Here is a 17901-nt window from a genome sequence, read left to right as displayed (position 1 = left end):
CCTTCTCATAATTATGATTATGTGCCTGCTCATAGGCGGGTTCAAGCTCATGTCCGGATCACCGGACGAAGCCGAAGAGTCCGCCTCAGCCAACACTGAAGAAACAACAAACCGCCCGTCCAAAACCAACAAAACGGCCGCCCGCGAATCCTCGAAGCCATCCTACACAGCACCGCCGCCCATTGCAGCCCTGCCCCCCGCAACCGTACCGGCTCCAGCCACCGGCACTCCGGGCCCAACAGCCGCCTCCGTAAAAAAAACTGCAACGGATACGCCGCCGAAAACCAGCTCCAAAGAACTTCGCAAGCGCTATCATGTTGAAGGCATCGCGCAAGGCAGTTCCGGTGCAATGGTGATGATTAATCAAACCCCGCTTAAAGAAGGGGATACTCTCGACGGACTAAAAATTGATAAAATCGGACAGAACCACATCGATGTCACCTTTCAAGGGCAATCCTATCACCTGCGCACCGAAGTGTTCTGACGCGAAAAATTTACATAATCCGGATTGACTCAACCGCACGACACACGTATAAAGCTCGTCTTTTCCGGGGGATTAGCTCAGCTGGGAGAGCGTTTGAATGGCATTCAAAAGGTCGTCGGTTCGATCCCGATATCCTCCACCAACGTACAGGACTTACCTTATCGGTAAGTCCTTTTTTTTCAGTTTTTAAAGAAGCCTACCCCCAACCGCCCATCCCCTGCCAGTCTGCAAAAATCCTTACCGGACCAAAAAAAAGTCCCTGCCGAAATAGCGGGGACTCAGAAAGTGCTTCAATCCGGCAGACTAACCCTCAATAGGCCGGATCCAGATATTGCGAAAGCGGACGGGATTACCAAGATCCTGCAACTTCAAAGGCAATGCATCAGCATGAGCCCCATAAGGCCAGGCGGCATGAGGACCACGCCAACCCGTTCCGCCGGACAAAAAAACATGATCCTGCACCAGCACTCCATTGTGCAATACGGTAAACGTGGCCTTACGCTTTACGCTTCCATCCTTATTAAACAACGGACGGTGGAAAATAATATCATAGGTCTGCCACTCACCGGGCGGCAGACAGGCATTCACCAGCGGTTTTTTACGCCCGTACAACGCGGCAGCCTGCCCGTCGGGATAGGTTTTATTATTATAACAGTCCAGCACCTGCACTTCATAGGTCCCCATCAGGAAAACGCCGCTGTTTCCACGTTTCTGCCCATCGCCCTTAACCGATACCGGCGCGGCCCACTCCACGTGCAACTGACAGGATCCGAAATGTTCCCGGGTCTGGATATACCCAGCCTTCTTCACGGATTCCAACGCACCGTCCACCAACTTCCAGCGGGTCGGATTGCCTTTTCCATCGGTCCAGTTTTTCAGCGAAGCCTCCGTGCCGTCGAATAACACAAGCGCATCGGAAGGCGCCGTACCCGCCACCCGGTCATCGCAGCTGGGAGTTCCCGGCGTTACCACCGGGGGCTGGGGCTGAATTCGCTCATCCGTTTCATGCACCATCACTCCATCGACGGTCATGAAGTAAACATCCTTGCCCTTTTCATTCTTCTCGGTCCAGATTTTGATTTCCGGCTCATGCAACGGCACGGCCGGCTCGGCCGGAACCATGACTGCGGAGGCCGCTGAAACCCATAAGATCATCAATATTGTTTTCATCATCTTTCCTGTATCTCCGTTTTTTTACCAAACGGCATCACACGGCTTAAATCCGCATACACCGAAAGCAACAACAGCATAGTAAACGTGCCCCGCAGCACACACCTGACACCGCCGGGCAAACCCGCCATCGTTCTGCCGAAATACAAAACCGTCATCATCGTCCGGGGAGCGCCGGCCCAGGCATCCAGTTCAGCTCGTCCAACGACTCAAAAAAACTCCTGACCACACACGCCTAAAACACCGCACTCAAGCGAAGCATCCATTTTCAATGGACTGGAAACGCCCTGAGCATACCATTGCCTTACAATTTCAGTTAGCCAACCTACCATCCTGCCGACCACACAGGACTGCCCCGGAATCATCGAGGCAGGAAGGCACAAAAAAAAAGACGCTCAAATGAGCGTCTTCATCAAACTCTAAAATTGTAGAGCCTTAAGCAGGTGTTACGTTAGTAGCGCAAGGACCTTTCTGACCTTGTCCCACTTCATAAGTCACCTTCTGGCCTTCATCAAGAGAGGCATAACCGGAAACCTGGATTTCCGAATGGTGCACGAAGAGGTCTGTTCCCCCGTCATCGGGAGTGATAAATCCGAAACCTTTTTCGGAGCTAAACCATTTTACTGTGCCTGTATTCATATAACTTCCTTTAATTAATGTCCTGCCTGTTTAACCTGTTTAGCAAAAACTTGCGAAAGAATAATTCATAAAAATTCATTTCACCAGCCTGCTCGCAATTCAAAAAGAGAGGAAAAACGATCCAAAACGGAATCATCAAAAGCATTAAGCCTTAACTATTAATCACTTGCAAAAGTATCAAAAAATTACACACCGCTATAACAACTCATGCGTAAGCATCGGCAAAAACAACCCAACTCAAACCGGAAAACTCCATATTTCCCTCACGATGGCCACAAAAAAAAGGACCTCCCGAAGGTACAATTGCTTTTTTATGCCGTTTAGCGGACATCCGAAGAACAAATCGCCGGAGCATCGGCGAACAGGAACCCGACTGCAACCGCAGCCCATGATCGCGGAATGCATGCACCGCATGTGAGGTCACGGCCCTCACCGACACAAAGAAAGGAAATATCATTTTACAGTATGACACAGGCTCCTGAAAGATCCGGAAACGACGCTTTTTAAATATCAGCCGCACGTTCCAGCGCACAGCTGATCATTAACCCTCAAATCACGTTTGCCGATTCTTTCGCTGAAATTGAAGCTCCCCTTTTTTATCCGCAAATAATGAAGCAAGCGTTCTGCCCGGCTCTCCAGTCAAAATAGAAGTATCGATATAAAAACGGCGATTCTTTGATTAATTTATTAAGCTGCCTTTCTTCGGAAAGCAACAATGGGGGTTATTATGATAAAACTGGTGATGATCGCGGGGATGGCGGCTGTTCAGGTATTCGGAGCATCGATGACACTGGAATCAGCAGTCGCCCGGGCGCTGAATTGGATGAAAAACAATCCAGTCATGTCGAAGGCGTAACGATCAGTTTTGTCGGCCGAAGCATTTCCGGGCCATGGCGCGGCATATTCAGTCTATGTGATGCACCTTTCTCCCCATGGCTATTTGGTCTCAAACTCGGACGACCGGCTGTCGCTGATGGTTTCGTTCAGCGCCGATTCCGAGGTTAACCTTTCGGACGATCCACAAAATGCTTTCCGGTCCATGTTGCTCAGGCATTGCGAGCGCATGGAGAAAGAATTACAGCAGCCTGTCCGTTCCTCGGCTGCGGCAGCTATGGCGAAAGGCCCGGAATCTGACACGGAATTACACGGTCCTTTTCTTGAAACGGTCTGGAATCAGTGCAATCCCTATAACCTGCTCTGTCCGGCCGATCCCGACGGCTCTCAATATTATGATTACCGTGCCGCGGTCGGCTGTGTACCAGCCGCCTATGCGCAGGTACTGGCCTTCCACCGCTGGCCGGTCCGCGGTCAGGGGGCGCATGCTTATACCTACGGAGATGGAAGCATTACCGGAGTGCACAGTGTTGTTTTTTCAGATGACTATGCGTGGGATCGTATGCAGGAAGATTATGATCCATGGGACACGAATCCGGACCCGGAAAATGATGCCATTGCCGAGCTGATGTATGAACTCGGCGTTGCGGCCGAAGCAAACTATGAATCGGGCGGAACAAGCTCTTCCACCATGACACTTGGAAATCGCCTTGGTAATTATTATTACGGTTCGATTGATGCACACTATTCGCAGTCGGAACTGATTACTCCGCTGGAAGCGGACCTTCGTGCCGGATTTCCCTGTATTGTCTCCATTCCCGGGCTGCCGTTGTAGCCGATGGTCTGATGGTGGACGACGGAGAATTCACCTATCACATTAATTATGAATGGGGAGGAAGCAACAACGGCTGGTGGGCGGCGGGCGGCATTCCGGGAGGTGCGCTCAGCAGCGGCATCACATCGATTCGTCCTAACCTGATGGCCCTCCCTCAAATCAATACGGTTACAGTCGAGAAAGGGGGAACGGCCGAAGTGCGGTGGATCCTGCCCAAACGCCGCGAAGCCGAAGTGAATGAGCTGGCCCTTCTGCGGCTCGAACAGCAGACAGGAAACTGGCAGACCGACTGCTCGGAAATTACGAAGGATTATTCCGGCCGGGAAATTGCTGCCGGCGGACGGGCGGGCGATTGCTGGTTTGTGAATAAGAAGGGCCCGGCATCCATGACCCTGAACAAGGTCTTTGTGCCGGACGCATCGGCACTCCTGACGTTCTGGCAGTTTGCCCGTCTCTATATTTCCGTTTTCTCAATCGAGGTTACAGCCAATGGATCGGAGAGCTTTGACACACTTTATTCGACTCCTGATTCCAGCACAGATCAAATATATGAAAACAGTTGGTCGAGTCATGCCGTTTCGCAGGTTTAGCGGGCGAATGACCGCGAAGACTGGAACGATGTATCAATTGATTTGGCAGCCTATGCCGAGCAGCCCATTTATATTCGACTCGAATATGATTCCGGCAACAATTCAGGAACGCGCGGGGTATGGATCGATTCGATCCGGCTCACAGGAGCTGGCAATCCGGATTTTGAAGGGCAGCCGGTTCATTATACAGAGCTCACAAACCTTCCAGCAGGAACACATCGACTGGCGGCGGTACTGACGGATACAAACTCGATTGTTCATGCAACAGGACCACAATTCACGCGAATAGTTTCCACCGGAGACGATGGCGATGGCATGCCGGAAGCTTGGGAACAGCAATATGGCTTGAACCCCGACATCAACGATGGGGCGCTGGATCCAGACGAAGATGGGTACAGCAATTTCCAGGAATATATTTGCGAAACAGTCCCAACGAATGCCGTAAGCTGCTGGCTGCTGGAGGCCGGCACTGATTTCCTCCCCGCCTTCCATGGAACCGCCGGACATCTCTACACCATTGAATACTGCGATGGACTGGTCTCCAATTCATGGGTACCGCTTGCGGCAGACCTTCCCGGCTCCAACGGCCTGCCTGAGGTGTCAGACTATGATCTCACCACCAATGCATTCCGCTTTTTCCGGGTAAAGGTGAAGCGCAACGACTAGTGCTCAGCAACGTTAGAGCAACACCTCTTCTGTAATTTCAAATTAGCCCTGCCGGCAAGTAAGTGCGGCCGAAGTTTTTTTCAACCGTCCCTGCAGAGGGGGAGTATCAATATCAACACTTCTTAATTTAGCACAGGAAAGAAGGAACCGAATGAACGACAAGATAAAAATTAATCCTATCAACCACGCAATGGAACTCATAATTGAACACGCCTTCAGCGGTATGAACCAAGCTGTGGCGATTCTCGTCAACGAAGCCATGAAGATCTAACGAGCCAGTGCCCAGAGAGCCCACCCCTATGAACGCACACCGGAAGGACAAGGTCAGGCCAATAGCTATAAACCCAAACGGGTGAAAAGCAGACCCGGACACCTAGACCTACGGATCCCTCAGGCACGAGAAGACGTAGAGCTTTATCCATCTGCCCTGAAAAAGGGAGAACCTTCAGAAAGGGCCATAAAGTATAACATGGCTCAGATTTATATTGAAGGCGTGACCACGCGCAAGGTCTCTTTCGTGCTCGAAAAGATGTACGGACTTAACTTTAGTGAACCGAGCCTCATCTCTCCTTGATGACGAGCCAGAACGATGGCGTTCTCGTCCCATCGGCAGGGTTGAATATTTAATGCTCGATACCCGTTATGAAAAGGTACGCTTGCACGGCTCTGCGATATCCCGTGCCGTTCTCATTGCGACCGGCGTACTGGCCGATGGAAAATGATCTGCATTTGGCCTAAACGCCTCCCCATGGGCGAAACCGAGCTTCATTGGCGTGACTTCCTGTTATCTTTGAAGAAAGGGGGAATGCACGGGGATAAACTGATAACCAGTGATGAGCATAGTGGGTTGTTAAAAGCTCCCCGGAGTGCTCTTCCCGGCGTTCCGGTGCAACGTTACCAAGCTCTCCTCCAACGCAATGCGGTTGTTTATATTCCGAAAGCTGATATACGTGAAGCGGTGGCATCTGACATCCGAAGTATGTTCAACGCCCCGGATCATGAAGAGGCCGAGCGTTTACTCGGAAAAACAGTAGAGAAATACCGAGATAAAACTGCCCAGCTGGCTGTATGGATGGATGGAGAATCTGCCAGTTGGTTTCGAGTTTTTTGCCTTTCCGGCGAAGCATGGTCCGACCAATATAGTTGAACGGCAGAACAGAGAGATTAGGCGGTAAACGCGTGTATCAGAGCTACCTCCAAACAAAGATTCATTGCTTCGTCTCGTCAACACGATCCTGATGAAGGTAAGTGAAGAGTGGGAATCGACCGATAAGACCTACTTAAAAATGGAAGGCTGATTAAGCATCCATCCAAAATTACAGGAAGGATGTTGCTCCTTCTGGCACGGGATCAGCTATTCTCTATTCAGGGGTTCATGAAATGAAGAACAACACCATGACGGAAAACAGGGTTCAGGCGGAGGCTTTTTTGCGAATGCACGGCAATGAGCTTAAACTGATTGAGCTCTATGCCGCTGATTTCCGGCGGATTATCACCGATTTTGAAACGGCGTACGGTCGCATCCCTACAGCGGATGATCTTCTATGGATCGAGAGTGAAGTGCTCGGGCGGGATATTACCGATTAAGCAGATCAAATGAGAATTGTTCTGCGCCGTCGATGCAACAGGACGGCATACCCGTGCGTATCTGCGCCGCCGGCTCTGGACCGGCGCGTAACTCAGATCTCGCTATTGAGCCAAAACCTGCGGCTCAGCAGACCGGATCGCCCCAGTCTTTCAGACGGCGCTCATAACAGGCGCGATGCGCGCTCAGAATGGCACGGACTTCCTCGTCATCCATTTCGTCAACAATCCGGTTGGCCTCTCGTTCCGATTTGCCCCGGAGCTCCCGCAACGGACAGTTGCGCACAGCTGCTTTGTGGGGACACTCCATGATCAGTCCTTTGATCCATATCTTATTGTTCAACTTCTGGTTCATACTTCACCTCCGCTTCCACCCATAGAATACACCGGATTTTAAAACCGGCGACTGGAAAGTGATCTGCGGGGCTTCTTTGAATCTTGTCCGGAAAGCGTGCCTGATCGATGCGCCAGTTGCATGCTTTGAGGATGCCCCCAGAAGGAATTCGGAAAAAATCTAAGCCGCGAAGTCTTCGTGTGAACGGTTTGCCTGGGCAAAATTTTCTGCTTATTTTTGGCTCAGACTCTCGCGGCTTGAATTTATTCGATATTAAATCGTTGGAACAATAAACGGAAAAAAGGCCATGCGAAACGAAGCAGAACTGCATCATTTCACGGAAAACAGAACGGTCTTAAAACATACAGGCCGGGTTGGCCCCGGCCTGTCGGCACTGCATTTGCGACGGTAGGATCAGTAGCTGTTAACCGCAATTTCAAGATTGTCGAAAATTTCGAAGTGACGGTGGGCGCGGATGATTTCAAACACGCGCTTAGGCCCGGTCTGTAGCGAGGAAATTTTGATATCTCCGCCGAAGTCGCGCACCTTGCTGGCGAGCGAAAGCAGGGCTCCGATGCCGGAGCTGTCGATCATATCTACCTCGGACATATCGATGACATAGTTATGCACATTAGATCCGGGTGAGATGAGGGTGGCGAGTTCGCTGCGGAAATCGTCCACGGTTGATGCCGAAAGTTCGTCCGGAATTTTCACCACTCCCACAACCATTCTTCCATTTGATTGTACGTCTACCATTGATTTTCTCCCGTTAACTAAAATTTACATGAATTATAAGCAAGACACGTGCCATATACAATAAACGTCGATTCATTACCGCCCCAGTGCGGCGCGGGAATTTTTCAGCATGAAGCCGGTCCCTCACGGATATGCGGAATATCGGCTGGAATCAAAAAAATGCTCAACCCCGGCGGCAACCGAGATTGAGTCTATTTCCGGGGACCGGAAGCCCGGCGGTTGCGGAACCAGCGGTAGACGATGGTTCCGCCGAGGAAGACCAGAGCAACCACCAGCATGGGAATCACATCACTGGGAGGTGGCTCGCAATAGGGTATGGCGGTCTCTTCCATGGCTTGAAAGCTACGGATGCACACGGACAAACGCTACGGAACGCCGTGTACACCGAAGGCTGCGGTTCGTTCATCTTAACCGTTTGGCGGTTTTTCAGCCTACGGAAACCAGTTCCAGCTCGAAGTTCAGAGCCTGACCGGCAAGCTGATGGTTGGCATCGATGACAATATGCTCGTCTTCAACGGCTGTGACGGTAACCGGGACGGGCTGTCCCTGCGGACCCTGCATCTGAAGCATCATTCCGATTTCCGGGTTGAGATCGTCGGGCAGCTGTGATTTTTCAAAATTCATCACCAGATCTTCACGACGCTCGCCGTAAGCTTCTTCAGCGGGGATATTGATGCTTTTCTTGTCGCCCACTTCCATGTCGGCCACCCCTTTTTCAAAACCGGGAATCACCATACCGGCCCCCATTTCAAATTCCAGCGGATCGCGGCCGGCGGAGGAATCGAACTGCGTTCCGTCATCGAGGGTTCCGGTGTAGTGAATTTTTACTTTCTGTCCGTTTTCAATCATTGAACGGTCCTTTCATATTTTGATTTCAGGATACTGACTTTCGATTCCATGAACTCATGCGTCGTTGGCCCGGTCAAATAACCTGTCGCAGGCCCGAAGATCGGCAATCGGCATTCATCAATCAAAAATCTATGGCCCAGCACCCTACAGGCATTCGATTGAATATCAACCTAATTACGGGACTCGGCATCACCCCGGCGGCAATTTCCTCCGGCGGCGCGTTTTCCCTGCTTTTCCTGCCGGTTTCTTCGGCGGGGCCAGCAGCGGCTGAAATCCTTTTCGGCCGCAGCGTTTCCCGATCTGCTCAACCGCAAGCCGGGCGGTGGAAAAAGCGGCCTGCAGATTATAGCCGCCGGTCGGACCGTCGATATCGAGCACTTCACCGGCGAAATAGAGTCCGGCGCAAACCTTCGATTCCAGGGTCTGGAAATTAATTTCCCGCAGGTCCACCCCGCCGACGGTGATCATGGCCTCTTTGATCGGCCGGGTTCGGAGCGGCCGGATTTCTTCGGTTTTTCCGTCGGGCCGATTGATGACCAGGCTGTAGTTTTTGAGATTTTTCCGGGCGATGATACGCGAAGCATCGGTGAGCGCCGTGCCGCCGACCCCCCACTTTTCAATTTCAAAAATGCCGTGCGTCGTGCCGTGCAGAATGCCGCCGGCAAGGATATCCACGGTAACCTTTTCAATGATCCGCCCCTCCCGGCCGCGGATCATTTCCGGCGGCACTTCGAAACCGGCCAGCCCCGGTCGGCAGGGCGTTATGCTGTGCCCGAGTTTTTCCGCCCAGTTCAGACCGTCGCCGACGGAGCCGGTTTTGGGATAGCTGATGCCACCGGTCGCAATCAGGACATAGTTTGATTCCACAACAAAGTTTGCGGTGGTGACACGAAAGCCCGCCTTCGTTTTTTCCAGGGCCTGGACGGGCGAGGAGCCGGCGAGCGATATGCCGCCGTCCCGGAGGCGGTCGGTGAAAAGGTTCAGTACATCCATCGCCCGTTCCGTGTGGGGATAGACCTTATTGCCGGCTTTGGTTACGGTCTTTAATCCGTTAACAGCAAACCAGCGCTGCAACATCGAGGGCGTGAAGGCCTCTATGGCCGGACGGAGAAAAGGGCCTACGGGATCGCCGAACATCTGCAGCATGCGTTCCGCGGAAATATTGGTGGTGAGGTTGCAGCGCGAATTTCCACACATGAGCAGTTTGCGGCCCGGTTTGGCTTTGCGTTCAAGAACCAGAGCACGAAGTCCGAGCTCGCCGGCTGCGCTGCCGGCCATAAGTCCCGCCGCTCCGCCTCCGATGATGATGAGATCTGTTTTGTTCATAGACACCTATCTTTGCAGAATCTATAGTCCGCTCCAATAAAGGAGACCTCATGAAAAACACCGCCCCTTTCCTGCTCATCCTCTCATCCCTGCTGCTCGCCGGATGCTCCAGCCTGAAAGTCCACTCCCATCAGACGGCCGCTTTCGATTTCGGCCCGGTACAAACCTACGAGTGGGTGCAGGCACCGCCGAAAATCCTCACCGAAGAGGACACCTACATGAACAAAAATCTGCAAATCGCCCTGAACAATCAGCTGGTTGAACGAGGCTGGACCCAAGTGCTTTCATCCGCTCAGGCCGATCTTCAGATCGTCTATTATGTCAAATTACGAGAACAACTGGAGTTTTCCGGCTCTCCCACGCAGGAGGAATCACGCCTTGTCGGCGGATTCACTTACAACACCGAAAAAAGCAACTGGAGATATAATGAGCAGCAATCCGACCTCAACGTCTACAACATCGAAGTCGGCACCCTCTCTCTGCTGATCTATAACCAAAAAACTGGAGACCCCGTCTGGACCGGCACCCTCGAAACCCGGCTCGATCGCTCCACCCCCGTGGAAAAACAGAAGAAAATACTGCAGAAAATCGCTCGGCGAATCACAGCAGAAATACCCAATTAAGCCCGGCGGGGCTCTACAGAGAGAAGCCCACACACCTTCGAAGGTGTGATTATTTCAATCTAAATTACGCCTTTTTTGTTATTTATATTTCACACCTTCGAAGGTATGAATGACATCATGGAATTACAGCCCACATTATGGCGAACCTGTCGTATTCTGGCCTCGTCCCCCAGATTACAACTGTTAAGAGCCCTTCAAGAAAGCGGAACAGCTTCCGTATCCGTATTATCTGAGCGGGCCCATTTACCCTCCGCCAAAGGAAGTCTCCATCTTCGGGCCCTGAATTCACGCGGATTGATCACGGCCACCCCAAAGGGACGTTTTGTCTATTACACACCTATCGCCAATCCATCCGTCACCGGGGCGGCGGAAATACTGAATGCTCTGAATATGGCCATCTCAGCCTGCATGACCGATGATGAAATAATCCACTATATCACCGCCTTCACACATCAACGGCGCATAACGATTGTTGGCAAATTGAATACCCTGAGTTGCGACCCCGAAACACTCGCTGTCCGCACCGGCATATCGCTACCCGCACTGTTACGACATATTGAAAAGCTGCAGGCGCGCGACATGGTTTCCCCGGACAAAAGCCGGCTTGAACTCCGGATTCCAAACAACCTTTTCGGGCATGCCCTGCTCGATACGGCCCTGAAAAACTAGCCCATGATTTTTTCTACTCTCCTCCTTCTACTGCTGATCGCCGCGACCACGCTCTATCTCCGCCACCGCTCAAAACAGGCGAAACTGCACGATCTACTCACCACCCCGCCACCGGACCACTGGCGCTCGACTCTGCAGAAAACGCTGCCCATGGTAATGCGGCTGAGCGATGCTCACTGGCAGGAGCTTGCCGGAAAAATGCAGGTTTTTCTGGCCACCAAACGGTTCGAAGGATGTGGAGGTCTGGAGGTTACCGACGAAATGAAAATGGTCATTTCCGCTCAAGCCTGCATGCTGTTACTGGGCCGGGAAGTCAAAGTTTATCCCAGACTCAAAACCGTCCTGCTCTATCCTCACACCTATACCGACGGCGAAACCGCGCGGCTCGGGGAATCGTGGCAAACCGGGGTGGTGGTACTTTCGTGGAACAGCGTGACGGGCGGTGCCCGGAATTTTCAGGATGGCCACAATGTTACCTTCCACGAATTTGCGCATCAGCTCGATCAGGAATCGGGAGCAGCCGACGGAGCGCCTATTTTAGGAGATAATGCCTACCAGACCTGGGCGCGCGTCTTCAGCATGGAATTTGAAGACCTCGTGGAGAAAACAGACCAGGGACTCAGAGATGTCATGGATGAATACGGGGCGACCAATCCGGCGGAATTTTTTGCGGTTGCCACAGAAACCTTCTTTGAAAAACCGCGCCAAATGAAACACGTACACCCGGAGCTTTTTGATAAGCTGCGCAACTATTACAAAGTGGACCCGACGGAATGGATATAGACCCACCCAAACACTACCCTAAATTCGTGGGCATTCTGCTCGCACTCTTTGTACCGGGCATGACCCATGTACTGACCGGCCGGCGAACCGCGGGCCTTGTTCTTTTTATAACCGTGACACTTCTTCCTGTCGCCGGAACATGGATAGCTGTCCTACCGAATCCGATCTTTATATACAGCGGCCTCCTCCTGCTGGCTGCAGCTACGCCCGCTCTTTCAATCTATATTCTGATCACGTCCTGGCGGCGTATTGACCATATGCCCGGCAGAAAGTGGGCCGCTGTCATCGGCAGCATACTGCTGCTGAGCATGCTCAACGGCATTCTGGAACGCTATCTCCCCGTTCATCCGCATAAAATATCAGCCGGCTCCATGGAACCGACGCTGATGGGGATCCACACCCACAACAATTTGGAAAAAATGAGCTTTTTTGACCGGCTTATCTCCGGTCGCTACAGCGAGAATATTACAGCGTTCGACTCCGGACCGGTTTCGAACATCGAGCCGCTGGGCGACGGACTGGCATTTCATGTGGGCAAGTCAGCCCACTGGCTGCCGAATTATGCGGCAACAAACGGGCTTAAATCCTCATACAAAAACGGCGAATCCATCTGGAAAGGTACGGTTATACTGGGCGATCACATTCTAACGGACCACTATACCTATCTGTTCCGTCAACCGGAGCGAGGCGACATTGTGACATTCAGCACCTCAGGCATCGATCACCCGGATGTTCAGCCGGCCCGTATATACGTTAGCCGCATCGTCGGTCTTCCCGGCGAAACCATCAGCATCCGCGATGGAAAAATCATGGTAAATGGAAGTCCGGCAAACACGCCCGCAATTTTCCAAACCCTGGAATACACGAACGCCGGCCAACTGGATGCCCCGGAAAATACCATCACGCTCGGGACCGATGAATACTTCATGTTGGGCGACAATACGGCACCCAATACGAGTTTTGACAGCCGGTTCTACGGAGCCGTTCCCCGAAACAACATACTCGGAAAAGTTAAAACCATCTACTGGCCGTTCAACCGCATCGGCGTGGTAAACTGAAGATACCGGCCGATCATTCCGCACTTCGTTTTTCGATCTGTTTGATCAGATCATCAAAAATAAAGTGATGAAACGGCAGAAAAATATACCAGTAAGTGCGGCCCCACAGACCTTTGGTTTTATAGTAGGCATTCACAGACAGCCGGTTTTTATCACCGGAGATCGGATCAACCCGGAACTCGAGCCAGGCATAGCCGGGCACCTTCATCTCCGCCCGGAGAAGAAGCTGGCGGCTGTAATGGATTTTTTCGACACGCCAGAAATCGACCACGTCATTCACACGGAGCCCCGATGCACTGCGTCGGCCGCGGGTGGTCCCCACTCCGCGCAGCAGACGATCGATCCCGCCGCGAATCCGCCAAAGGAAGGTGCTATGAAACCAGCCGTTGTTGCCGCCAATGTGCGTGATGGAGCGAAAGAGCGACTGTGCACTTTTGCTGGACACAAGAGAATAGGAACTGGTGTATGTCGGCGATCCGTTGATTTCGCTGAGTTTAATGGCCAGTTCATAGTCCGGCGGATAGCTGTCGGACCAGCGGGTGGAGACCGTATCCTGCTCCTCCCGAGAGAGCGCCAACACAAAGGCCTCTTTACAGGTGATGCGCCGGAACGGAATCAGATCCCACATATCATGTTCCTCGCACACCACATCGTGCGTCACACTTTCCATCAGACACCAGGTGATGGCGGCCGGAATCGGCGTGAGCAGCGAAGTAATATAGGAATAGAATCCAATGCTGGAAATGGGCGAAGGAATAAAACGTCGTTTTTTACCGAGCACCTCGGCATGTGTCTTCAGGATCTGTTCATAGGTCAACACATCCGGTCCGCCGATATCATACACCCGGCCGGCCGACTGCGGCAGCTCCAAAACCCCGATAAGAATCTTCAGCACATCGCGAAGCCCGATCGGTTGGCACTTGGTTTTTGCCCAGGCCGGAACCAGAAAAAGCGGAACCTTGCGAACGAGATGGTTGATCATTTCATACGACGCGCTGCCTGAACCAATGATGACGGCGGCACGCAGCACGGTTACCGGCACGCTCCCCTTAAAAAACTCTCCGGCTACCTGTGAACGACTGGACAGATGAGAGGACAGGTTTTTCTGAGTGTCGCCCAAACCGCCGAGATAGATAATTCGTTTGACCCCCTGCGCTTCCGCGGCAACACGGAAATTGTGTGCTGCATGCGTGTCGGCATCCTGAAACCTGCGGGGACCCACCAGCATGGAGTGAATCAGGTAGTAGGCCACATCAACGTCTTTAAGAGCCGCTGATAATTCCTCTTCAACAAGCGCGTCAGCGACAACCACCTCGGCCTCCGGCCAGCGTTCTGAGTGCTCGGGCGATTCCGCTCGCACCATCACCCGTACCGTGTAGCCGCGCGCAATCAACTCGGGTACGAGGCGTCCGCCGATGTAACCGGTCGCTCCCGCCACCAGCACTGTCCCCAAATTTTCGTCAAAAGGGGTGGGCAAATCCATGCACACCAGTTCGTCCTGTGTTATCACCATCTTATACCGCCATGTTATCTATATATTAGGCGGACAAGCTCCGAATTCAAACCCGCAAATCCGTATATTTATGAGCATTTTAATAGGGTTTGAAATGTTAAAAAGTAACTAGACACTGACAACCCCATTTTGTCAGCTTCACGGCACCCTATGAATAACGAAGAGCTAAACGAACTGATTGAGGAAAGTATTGCACTCGAACTGAATGCCGCAGCGCTTTATAAAATTTTTTCTCAGGCCGTACCGGCTGATGCGGACTTCTGGTGGCAACTTCACCTCGAAGAGAGAAGCCATGCCACTCTCATTCGCGCGGCGCGTGACTCGTTCTTCAAAAACGGACAGTTTCCCAGGGACCTTGTAGCCGAATCCATTGAGGAACTAAAAGCATCCAACCAGAAACTGCGGGAAAACATCACCCATTTCATCTCAACCCCGCCTACCCGAGAAAGCGCGGCCTTGGCGGCTCTGGCTCTTGAAATAGAGATCGGCGAGCAGCATTATACCCGGTTTATGCAAAAAGAGGCTGAGAATTCCATTGAAACGGTTTTCCAAAAGCTGAATCGTGATGACGTCGAACACGAAAGACGTATCCGCGAGCGCTTCGAAAACATCTTCAGTGAAGCCTGACCGGGCCGAAAATCTATGCTCCGCTCCAGAACCATTCAGTATAACCTGATGGCGATCTTTGCCTGTCTGCTCTGGTCCTCCGCCTTTGTTGCAGGCAAACAGGCGCTTGAACATCAGCCACCGCTTCCCCTTGCCGGAAGCCGCTTCCTGCTGGCCGGACTGCTGCAGATTCCATTTTGCGGCAGTGTGACCGCCCCTTTCCTGCTGTTACGCAGGGAGTTTGTAACGGTACTGCTCGTGAGTCTCTTCCATACCGTTTATCTATATTCCACGTTTTTCATCGGTCTGGCCTGGGTGCGCGGAGCCGAAGGCGCAATGATGATCGGTGTAGGGCCGCTGGCATCGGCCCTTGTTGCACACATGATGATGCGGGATGACCGCATTCAGCAACGCACACTTTTCAGCATCATTCTCGGCATGACCGGAGTTGCCTTTGTTGCCCTCTCTTCGAATCCCTGGAACCCTGAAGGACTGAAAGAATTCTGCGGTCTCCTGCTTCTGCTCAGCGGCGCTTTTGTTTCCGCCGTCGGCAATGTACTTGTGGCCAAACGTAAAGGCGGCCTGCATCCCATTGCACTCAACAGTGCCCAGATGCTGCTTGGCGGAATCATTCTATTGCTGATTGCCCTGCCGTTCAACGGCCTGCCCGAAACCGATCTTCCTGCCGGCTACTACGGCAACCTGCTCTGGCTCGCCATGATTTCGGCCACCGCATTCGCCATCTGGTTTTTCCTGCTCAGCCGCATCAAAGTTTCACGGCTCAACCTCTGGAAGTTCCTCATCCCGCTCTGCGGATCAGTCATTGCCTGGCTCTTCATCCCCGGCGAGCATCCGACCCTGCCGAGCCTGATCGGCATGCTGCTCATCGTAATCGGCATCATTATCGGTCAGAGCGGAAAATATGAGCCGGTCACCTCGCCGAAACGCGAATCTATTCCGGGAAACGCGGCTCGATAAATACCGGCGGATGCATGTAAAGCGGCTCGTATGCCTCCGATTCGATACCCTTCATAAAACGGTCATACACCAACCCGCCCAGCGTTCCAGCGGTTGGAAAATGCGGTTCTTCCAATCCCTGAAAACCGACCAGCAGCTCCGCCAGCCGATCCTGGTCCGGACTGACCACCACCGCGTCTTCCGGCACAAAAGCGGTCAGTTCATCACGTTCCATTAAACGGAATTCACTCGCGATTTCCGATCCATTAAAAATTCCGGCCCAGACTTTATTCCGGCGGGCATCGCCGACAACCACCGTCTTTTTCGCACCGCACTGCGCCGCAAGTGCCGCACCGCTGTTCAATGCATAAATCTTTTTTTTCAGCGGAGCCGCCAGCGCATTCACCACCGTAAACCCAATGCGCATTCCGGAAAATGCGCCCGGACCACGCCCCACCGCAAAAAGGTCGACAGAATCCCAATCCGTCTCCAGCTCGGCCATGGCATCAAAAAGCTGCTGCCTGTTTTTGAAATTTTCTTCCCAGCTTTTTTCAGCAATCACATCGTCCTTTTCCAGAACAGCAATGCTTCCGAACTTTGAACTCAGTTCAATCGAAAAAATTTTCATGCGTTTTCACCCTCGCGATAAATACGGAATGTACGTGTGCCCGTTTTCTGATCGGCCCGGATCTCAATATGCAGCAGATTATCCGGCAAAATACCCTCCGCCCGTTCCGCCCATTCAATAGCCGTGATTCCGCTGGCATCAAAGTACTCCTCCAAACCGATACCCAGAGCCTCTTCCGGGCCCGACAACCGGTACAGGTCGATATGATGCAGCGGCAAACGGCCTTCATACTCGCCAATCAGCGTGTAGGTCGGACTCGTGATCGGTTCATCAATCCCCAATGCCGCGGCAAATCCCTGGATAAAACAGGTCTTGCCCGCACCCAGATCGCCATGCAGCGCCATCACCGCCCCCGCTTCCAGCTCATCCGCCAGCCCGGCCGCCAGCGCCCAGGTCTCTTCAGGGCTGTTCGTCTCTACCGTTCGCACGCTATCAGCTCCTTCTCCAGCAAGGCCGCCACATCATCCATCGTCTCCACATGAAAATCGGCCTTTGTTTCTACATCCATCGGGCACACCCTGACCGTTCTGCATCCGGCCGCCTGCCCGGCTTCAACATCCTTTTCACTGTCGCCGATCATCCACGACCCCGACAACTGCAGATCATGTTTTTCCGCCGCCTTCAAAATCATGCCCGGTTTCGGCTTCCGGCACTCGCACCCGGCATCCGCAAAATGCGTACACTGAAAAACATCGAGTACATCCACCCCTTCAGCTCGGAGTTCCGCCCGCATATTATCATGCATGGCATTGAGCTCGGCCTCAGAATAAAGTCCTTTCGCCACGCCCTGCTGATTCGTGACAATCACCGCAGGAAAACCTTTGGCCGTCACCGTTTTCAGTGAAGCCAAAAAACCCGGTTGAAGGTGAAAATCCTCCCAGCATTCAACATAGCCCGGGCCCGGCGATTCATTCACAATACCGTCCCGGTCAAAAAATATACATGGTCTGCTCATAAGACGGCGCAATCTACAATCCCCTTCCGATCATTGGAAGCC

Annotated in this window: 24 protein-coding genes, 1 tRNA gene and 1 pseudogene; 15 read left to right on the top strand and 11 right to left on the bottom strand. The window is 52.6% G+C overall.

Annotated elements, in window-relative coordinates; genetic code table 11:
- Positions 1-49 precede the first annotated feature (49 nt).
- Both P9H32_RS13740 and P9H32_RS13735 read left to right on the top strand, forming a co-directional pair.
- Complete coding sequence (locus tag P9H32_RS13740) at positions 50-484, top strand: hypothetical protein (RefSeq protein WP_322609479.1); 435 nt, start codon at positions 50-52, stop codon at positions 482-484.
- Between the two features lie 66 nt (positions 485-550).
- Positions 551-626: transfer RNA gene (locus tag P9H32_RS13735), tRNA-Ala, on the top strand.
- Positions 627-787: 161 nt separating this feature from the next.
- On the opposite strand, the gene P9H32_RS13730 is transcribed toward P9H32_RS13735, so the two are convergent.
- Positions 788-1657: a 3-keto-disaccharide hydrolase gene (locus tag P9H32_RS13730; RefSeq protein WP_322609478.1), complete on the bottom strand. Its 870-nt coding sequence runs from the start codon at positions 1655-1657 to the stop codon at positions 788-790.
- 432 nt (positions 1658-2089) lie between these two features.
- Positions 2090-2293: a cold-shock protein gene (locus P9H32_RS13725; RefSeq protein ID WP_322609477.1), complete on the bottom strand. Its 204-nt coding sequence runs from the start codon at positions 2291-2293 to the stop codon at positions 2090-2092.
- 715 nt (positions 2294-3008) lie between these two features.
- On the opposite strand from P9H32_RS13725, the gene P9H32_RS13720 reads away from it, so the two are divergent.
- From P9H32_RS13720 to P9H32_RS13695, 7 genes and pseudogenes are all read left to right on the top strand, one after another.
- Complete coding sequence (locus P9H32_RS13720) at positions 3009-3149, top strand: hypothetical protein (protein WP_322609476.1); 141 nt, start codon at positions 3009-3011, stop codon at positions 3147-3149.
- 207 nt (positions 3150-3356) lie between these two features.
- Positions 3357-3962, top strand: a complete 606-nt coding sequence (locus P9H32_RS13715) for a C10 family peptidase (protein ID WP_322609475.1) — start codon at positions 3357-3359, stop codon at positions 3960-3962.
- An 11-nt stretch (positions 3963-3973) separates the two neighbouring features.
- The gene (locus P9H32_RS13710) at positions 3974-4552 is read left to right on the top strand and encodes a hypothetical protein (RefSeq protein ID WP_322609474.1); all 579 of its coding nucleotides are present in this window, start codon (positions 3974-3976) and stop codon (positions 4550-4552) included.
- 42 nt (positions 4553-4594) lie between these two features.
- Entirely contained in the window at positions 4595-5218 is a 624-nt protein-coding gene (locus P9H32_RS13705; protein ID WP_322609473.1) for a hypothetical protein, read from the top strand.
- Between the two features lie 301 nt (positions 5219-5519).
- A pseudogene (locus P9H32_RS18180) lies at positions 5520-5940 on the top strand (transposase); the annotation flags it as partial.
- Between the two features lie 26 nt (positions 5941-5966).
- A complete protein-coding gene (locus tag P9H32_RS13700) occupies positions 5967-6365 on the top strand; it encodes a transposase (protein WP_322609472.1) in 399 nt (132 codons plus the stop codon).
- 233 nt (positions 6366-6598) lie between these two features.
- Positions 6599-6805, top strand: a complete 207-nt coding sequence (locus tag P9H32_RS13695) for a hypothetical protein (protein ID WP_322609471.1) — start codon at positions 6599-6601, stop codon at positions 6803-6805.
- A 124-nt stretch (positions 6806-6929) separates the two neighbouring features.
- Here P9H32_RS13695 and P9H32_RS13690 read toward each other — a convergent pair whose 3' ends face one another.
- From P9H32_RS13690 to P9H32_RS13670, 5 genes are all read right to left on the bottom strand, one after another.
- Positions 6930-7157, bottom strand: coding sequence for a hypothetical protein (locus P9H32_RS13690; RefSeq protein ID WP_322609470.1), 228 nt, complete (start codon positions 7155-7157; stop codon positions 6930-6932).
- A 393-nt stretch (positions 7158-7550) separates the two neighbouring features.
- Complete coding sequence (locus tag P9H32_RS13685; RefSeq protein ID WP_322609469.1) at positions 7551-7892, bottom strand: STAS domain-containing protein; 342 nt, start codon at positions 7890-7892, stop codon at positions 7551-7553.
- A 191-nt stretch (positions 7893-8083) separates the two neighbouring features.
- On the bottom strand, positions 8084-8224 hold the full coding sequence (locus P9H32_RS13680) for a hypothetical protein (protein WP_322609468.1): 141 nt from the start codon (positions 8222-8224) through the stop codon (positions 8084-8086).
- Between the two features lie 94 nt (positions 8225-8318).
- Positions 8319-8741 carry an FKBP-type peptidyl-prolyl cis-trans isomerase gene (locus P9H32_RS13675; protein ID WP_322609467.1) on the bottom strand — a complete coding sequence of 141 codons (423 nt, stop codon included), beginning with the start codon at positions 8739-8741 and terminating at the stop codon, positions 8319-8321.
- Between the two features lie 189 nt (positions 8742-8930).
- The gene (locus P9H32_RS13670; RefSeq protein WP_322609466.1) at positions 8931-10067 is read right to left on the bottom strand and encodes an aminoacetone oxidase family FAD-binding enzyme; all 1137 of its coding nucleotides are present in this window, start codon (positions 10065-10067) and stop codon (positions 8931-8933) included.
- 50 nt (positions 10068-10117) lie between these two features.
- Between P9H32_RS13670 and P9H32_RS13665 the strand changes: the two genes are divergently transcribed.
- From P9H32_RS13665 to lepB, 4 genes are all read left to right on the top strand, one after another.
- On the top strand, positions 10118-10690 hold the full coding sequence (locus tag P9H32_RS13665) for a DUF4136 domain-containing protein (protein ID WP_322609465.1): 573 nt from the start codon (positions 10118-10120) through the stop codon (positions 10688-10690).
- 294 nt (positions 10691-10984) lie between these two features.
- Positions 10985-11359: a hypothetical protein gene (locus tag P9H32_RS13660; protein WP_322609464.1), complete on the top strand. Its 375-nt coding sequence runs from the start codon at positions 10985-10987 to the stop codon at positions 11357-11359.
- Between the two features lie 3 nt (positions 11360-11362).
- Complete coding sequence (locus tag P9H32_RS13655) at positions 11363-12142, top strand: M90 family metallopeptidase (RefSeq protein WP_322609463.1); 780 nt, start codon at positions 11363-11365, stop codon at positions 12140-12142.
- The gene (gene lepB, locus P9H32_RS13650) at positions 12133-13200 is read left to right on the top strand and encodes a signal peptidase I (protein WP_322609462.1); all 1068 of its coding nucleotides are present in this window, start codon (positions 12133-12135) and stop codon (positions 13198-13200) included. Before P9H32_RS13655 ends, lepB begins: the two co-directional genes overlap by 10 nt.
- A gap of 13 nt (positions 13201-13213) precedes the next feature.
- Here the strand turns inward: lepB and P9H32_RS13645 are convergent, their stop codons facing one another.
- Complete coding sequence (locus P9H32_RS13645) at positions 13214-14713, bottom strand: SDR family oxidoreductase (RefSeq protein WP_322609461.1); 1500 nt, start codon at positions 14711-14713, stop codon at positions 13214-13216.
- A 150-nt stretch (positions 14714-14863) separates the two neighbouring features.
- Between P9H32_RS13645 and P9H32_RS13640 the strand changes: the two genes are divergently transcribed.
- A complete protein-coding gene (locus tag P9H32_RS13640; RefSeq protein WP_322609460.1) occupies positions 14864-15340 on the top strand; it encodes a ferritin family protein in 477 nt (158 codons plus the stop codon).
- 15 nt (positions 15341-15355) lie between these two features.
- A complete protein-coding gene (locus tag P9H32_RS13635) occupies positions 15356-16297 on the top strand; it encodes a DMT family transporter (RefSeq protein ID WP_322609459.1) in 942 nt (313 codons plus the stop codon).
- Here the strand turns inward: P9H32_RS13635 and tsaB are convergent.
- Genes tsaB through P9H32_RS13620 form a run of 3 tightly spaced genes read right to left on the bottom strand, consistent with a single transcriptional unit; the run spans position 16272 to position 17859 of the window.
- On the bottom strand, positions 16272-16904 hold the full coding sequence (gene tsaB / locus P9H32_RS13630; protein ID WP_322609458.1) for a tRNA (adenosine(37)-N6)-threonylcarbamoyltransferase complex dimerization subunit type 1 TsaB: 633 nt from the start codon (positions 16902-16904) through the stop codon (positions 16272-16274). The two genes, P9H32_RS13635 and tsaB, sit on opposite strands and share 26 nt — an antisense overlap.
- On the bottom strand, positions 16901-17332 hold the full coding sequence (gene tsaE / locus P9H32_RS13625; protein WP_322609457.1) for a tRNA (adenosine(37)-N6)-threonylcarbamoyltransferase complex ATPase subunit type 1 TsaE: 432 nt from the start codon (positions 17330-17332) through the stop codon (positions 16901-16903). Before tsaE ends, tsaB begins: the two co-directional genes overlap by 4 nt.
- A complete protein-coding gene (locus tag P9H32_RS13620; protein ID WP_322609456.1) occupies positions 17320-17859 on the bottom strand; it encodes a D-glycero-alpha-D-manno-heptose-1,7-bisphosphate 7-phosphatase in 540 nt (179 codons plus the stop codon). Before P9H32_RS13620 ends, tsaE begins: the two co-directional genes overlap by 13 nt.
- Positions 17860-17901: the final 42 nt, after the last annotated feature.

The sequence above is a fragment of the Pontiella agarivorans genome, from assembly GCF_034531395.1.
GTDB lineage: Bacteria > Verrucomicrobiota > Kiritimatiellia > Kiritimatiellales > Pontiellaceae > Pontiella > Pontiella agarivorans.
The sequence above is the reverse complement of the archived record's forward strand: the minus strand, read 5'-3'. Positions and strand labels throughout refer to the sequence as shown.

Coding starts and splice junctions, on each gene's coding strand:
- P9H32_RS13695 (WP_322609471.1), top strand. CDS start 6,599: ATGAAGAACAACACCATGACGGAAAACAGGGTTCAGGCGGAGGCTTTT.
- P9H32_RS13740 (WP_322609479.1), top strand. CDS start 50: ATGTCCGGATCACCGGACGAAGCCGAAGAGTCCGCCTCAGCCAACACT.
- P9H32_RS13725 (WP_322609477.1), bottom strand. CDS start 2,293: ATGAATACAGGCACAGTAAAATGGTTTAGCTCCGAAAAAGGTTTCGGA.
- P9H32_RS13730 (WP_322609478.1), bottom strand. CDS start 1,657: ATGATGAAAACAATATTGATGATCTTATGGGTTTCAGCGGCCTCCGCA.
- P9H32_RS13685 (WP_322609469.1), bottom strand. CDS start 7,892: ATGGTAGACGTACAATCAAATGGAAGAATGGTTGTGGGAGTGGTGAAA.
- P9H32_RS13635 (WP_322609459.1), top strand. CDS start 15,356: ATGCTCCGCTCCAGAACCATTCAGTATAACCTGATGGCGATCTTTGCC.
- P9H32_RS13620 (WP_322609456.1), bottom strand. CDS start 17,859: ATGAGCAGACCATGTATATTTTTTGACCGGGACGGTATTGTGAATGAA.
- P9H32_RS13645 (WP_322609461.1), bottom strand. CDS start 14,713: ATGGTGATAACACAGGACGAACTGGTGTGCATGGATTTGCCCACCCCT.
- tsaB (WP_322609458.1), bottom strand. CDS start 16,904: ATGAAAATTTTTTCGATTGAACTGAGTTCAAAGTTCGGAAGCATTGCT.
- P9H32_RS13715 (WP_322609475.1), top strand. CDS start 3,357: ATGGAGAAAGAATTACAGCAGCCTGTCCGTTCCTCGGCTGCGGCAGCT.
- P9H32_RS13665 (WP_322609465.1), top strand. CDS start 10,118: ATGAAAAACACCGCCCCTTTCCTGCTCATCCTCTCATCCCTGCTGCTC.
- P9H32_RS13710 (WP_322609474.1), top strand. CDS start 3,974: ATGGTGGACGACGGAGAATTCACCTATCACATTAATTATGAATGGGGA.
- lepB (WP_322609462.1), top strand. CDS start 12,133: ATGGATATAGACCCACCCAAACACTACCCTAAATTCGTGGGCATTCTG.
- P9H32_RS13655 (WP_322609463.1), top strand. CDS start 11,363: ATGATTTTTTCTACTCTCCTCCTTCTACTGCTGATCGCCGCGACCACG.
- P9H32_RS13640 (WP_322609460.1), top strand. CDS start 14,864: ATGAATAACGAAGAGCTAAACGAACTGATTGAGGAAAGTATTGCACTC.
- P9H32_RS13690 (WP_322609470.1), bottom strand. CDS start 7,157: ATGAACCAGAAGTTGAACAATAAGATATGGATCAAAGGACTGATCATG.
- P9H32_RS13675 (WP_322609467.1), bottom strand. CDS start 8,741: ATGATTGAAAACGGACAGAAAGTAAAAATTCACTACACCGGAACCCTC.
- P9H32_RS13670 (WP_322609466.1), bottom strand. CDS start 10,067: ATGAACAAAACAGATCTCATCATCATCGGAGGCGGAGCGGCGGGACTT.
- P9H32_RS13680 (WP_322609468.1), bottom strand. CDS start 8,224: ATGGAAGAGACCGCCATACCCTATTGCGAGCCACCTCCCAGTGATGTG.
- P9H32_RS13700 (WP_322609472.1), top strand. CDS start 5,967: ATGGGCGAAACCGAGCTTCATTGGCGTGACTTCCTGTTATCTTTGAAG.
- P9H32_RS13720 (WP_322609476.1), top strand. CDS start 3,009: ATGGGGGTTATTATGATAAAACTGGTGATGATCGCGGGGATGGCGGCT.